Genomic DNA, 2,641 nt, shown 5'->3' on the forward strand with positions numbered 1-2,641 from the left:
TTACCTCCAAACATAATTGATATAATAGCTTTAGAAATTTTCGATATGCAAGATATTAAAGATCTAGAAAAGTACATTTAATGTTCAAGTTTTCTTATAAAATAGTAAACCTTATACAGTGAATAGAAAGTGTGAACTCGTTTTGCTAAAGCAAAACATCTGGACTTTAGGTGGAGACTCTACTCCACCTAAAGCAAAAACTTCAATCTCCCACCTGTAAAAGTGGGAGTCTTATAAAATCAATAAAGAATATTGTTACTATTCTCTTTTCTCTATTATTGTTTTCTCTTATTGCACAATTCCCTAATATCTTCTACGCTTAGTCCTGTAGCTTTTGATACCATCTGCTCATCTATACCCATGTCTAATAAGTTTTTTGCAGTTTTAATGATTCCTTCCCTAATTCCTTCCTTATTCCTTCCTTAATCCCTTCCTTAATTCCTTCTTTAATTCCTTCTTCTCTTCCCTTCTCCTCAGCAGCATTAATCTCGGCATTTCTCACCATCATTGCTTTTAAATCATTTTCATATATTTCTCTTTCTTCCTTATTTAAGCTCATTATATCTAGCCTCTCAGCTGCTTTTTTTATCTCCTCACTCTGTGCTAATTCTTTAGGAACACTATCCTTATCAAATTCATACGCTTTTGTTAAAAATGCTGCCCACCTATCTAGCGTTGTCCTTATTTCACTAAAATCTTTCTTGAATTTTGGAAGTTCTATAAAATGCAGCTCAAACAAATTACTAAATGACTTTTTGCTCTTTACATTGTATATTTTGTAGACATTATGATATTCTTCTTCGTCTAAATATTCAAAATCTAATATGTTTATGCCTATAGTTTTCTTCAGTAAATTATATTCATATCCGCTTTCTATCTGATCTGAATATACCTTCGCCCAGTAATACAGAGCTCTCTTGTCATAAAAGCTCTGCTCTGCAATCTGCATTTCTATATCATACCATACTCCTTTTTCATCTACTGCCTTTATATCAAGTATGCTCATCTTACCTTGCCTGTAATTTGCTAAGTTATAAGGGTTTTTCAACTCTATATCCACTATTTGCTCATCTTCACTCAACACTGAATTTATAAATGATATCAAAATATCCTTATTTTCCTCACTACCAAACAATTTTTTGAATACGAAATCTACTTTTGGATTCAACCTACACATAAATATCCTCCCCTTCCTTTACATATATTCTATCATATCTATCTATTTGGTGTAACATCAAAATTGATACAACCGCCACCTCTGATAACTGAAATTTTTTACCCTTGGGGTGATAATTAAACCATCCTTTACTTTTCTCTATTATTGTTTTCTCTTATTGCACAATTCCCTAATATCTTCTACGCTTAGTCCTGTAGCTTTTGATACCATATTCTCATCTATACCCATATCTAATAACTTTTTGGCAGTTTTAATAATTCCTTCCTTGATTCCTTCTTCTCTTCCTTTCTCCTCAGCTGCATTAATCTCGGCATTTCTTACCATCATCGCTTTTAAATCATTTTCATATATTTCTCTTTCTTCCTTATTTAAGCTCATTATATCTAGCTTCTCAGCTGCTTTTTTTATTTCCTCACTCTGTGCTAATTCTTCAGGCACACTATCCTTATCAAATTCATACGCTTTTGTTAAAAATGCTGCCCACCTATCTAGCGTTGTCCTTATTTCACTAAAATCTTTCTTGAATTTTGGAAGTTCTATAAAATGAAGCTCAAACAAATTACTAAATGACTTTTTGCTCTTTACATTGTATATTTTGTAAACATTATGATATTCTTCTTCATTCAGATATTCAAAATCCAATATATTTATACCTATAGTTTTCTTCAGCAAATTAAATTCATATCCACTTTCTATCTGATCTGAATATACCTTCGCCCAGTAATACAGAGCTCTCTTGTCATAAAAGCTCTGCTCTGCAATCTGCATTTCTATATCATACCATACTCCTTTTTCATCTACTGCCTTTATATCAAGTATGCTCATCTTACCTTGCCTGTAATTTGCTAAGTTATAAGGGTTTTTTAACTCTATATCCACTATTTGCTCATCTTCACTCAACACTGAATTTATAAATGATATCAAAATATCCTTATTTTCCTCACTACCGAACAATTTTTTAAATACGAAATCTACTTTTGGATTCAACCTGCACATAAATATCATCCCCTTCCTTTAAATATATTTTATCATATCTATCTATTTGGTGTAACATCAAAATTAATAAAACCGCCATTTCTGATAACTGAAAATTTTTTACCCCTGGGGTGAATTATGCTATAATGAAAAGCATTGAACTTGCAAGCAAAATCAAAGAAAATGATAACAAACTTCATTGTTTAAGTTTATTATATGCTCTTTTAGAAAAATTCGGTGATGATGATAGTAAGAAAAAATTTAAGGAGGTATTCTCTATGACTGAAATAGGAAAAATGATACGTGAAGAAGGATTGCAAGAAGGTCTACAAAAAGGCCTACAAGAAGACCTACAAAAAGGTCTACAAGAAGGATTGCAAGAGGGACTACAAGAAGGGAAAATTGAAGGTAAATATGAAATATTAACAGCATTGTTAATAAAGAAATTCAAGAAGATTCCAAACGAATACCTAAAAAAAATTAAGACTT

General features: G+C 31.4%; 2 protein-coding genes and 1 pseudogene. 1 reads left to right on the forward strand and 2 read right to left on the reverse strand.

Going from position 1 to position 2,641, the window contains the following annotated elements; genetic code table 11:
• Window positions 1-364: 364 nt before the first annotated feature.
• Window positions 365-1,177: an Rpn family recombination-promoting nuclease/putative transposase gene (locus CLTEP_RS13700; protein ID WP_084365005.1), complete on the reverse strand. Its 813-nt coding sequence runs from the start codon at window positions 1,175-1,177 to the stop codon at window positions 365-367.
• A 141-nt stretch (window positions 1,178-1,318) separates the two neighbouring features.
• Window positions 1,319-2,173 carry an Rpn family recombination-promoting nuclease/putative transposase gene (locus tag CLTEP_RS13705; RefSeq protein ID WP_066827627.1) on the reverse strand — a complete coding sequence of 285 codons (855 nt, stop codon included), beginning with the start codon at window positions 2,171-2,173 and terminating at the stop codon, window positions 1,319-1,321.
• A gap of 125 nt (window positions 2,174-2,298) precedes the next feature.
• Between CLTEP_RS13705 and CLTEP_RS13710 the strand changes: the two are divergent.
• Window positions 2,299-2,641 (forward strand): annotated as a pseudogene (locus CLTEP_RS13710) (DUF4351 domain-containing protein); the annotation flags it as partial.

It is taken from the genome of Clostridium tepidiprofundi DSM 19306 (genome assembly GCF_001594005.1).
Taxonomy (GTDB): domain Bacteria; phylum Bacillota; class Clostridia; order Clostridiales; family Clostridiaceae; genus Clostridium_AC; species Clostridium_AC tepidiprofundi.

Bases quoted from the DNA above. Each gene is read 5' to 3' on its own strand.
- CLTEP_RS13700 (WP_084365005.1), bottom strand. From the start codon at position 1,177: ATGTGTAGGTTGAATCCAAAAGTAGATTTCGTATTCAAAAAATTGTTT.
- CLTEP_RS13705 (WP_066827627.1), bottom strand. From the start codon at position 2,173: ATGTGCAGGTTGAATCCAAAAGTAGATTTCGTATTTAAAAAATTGTTC.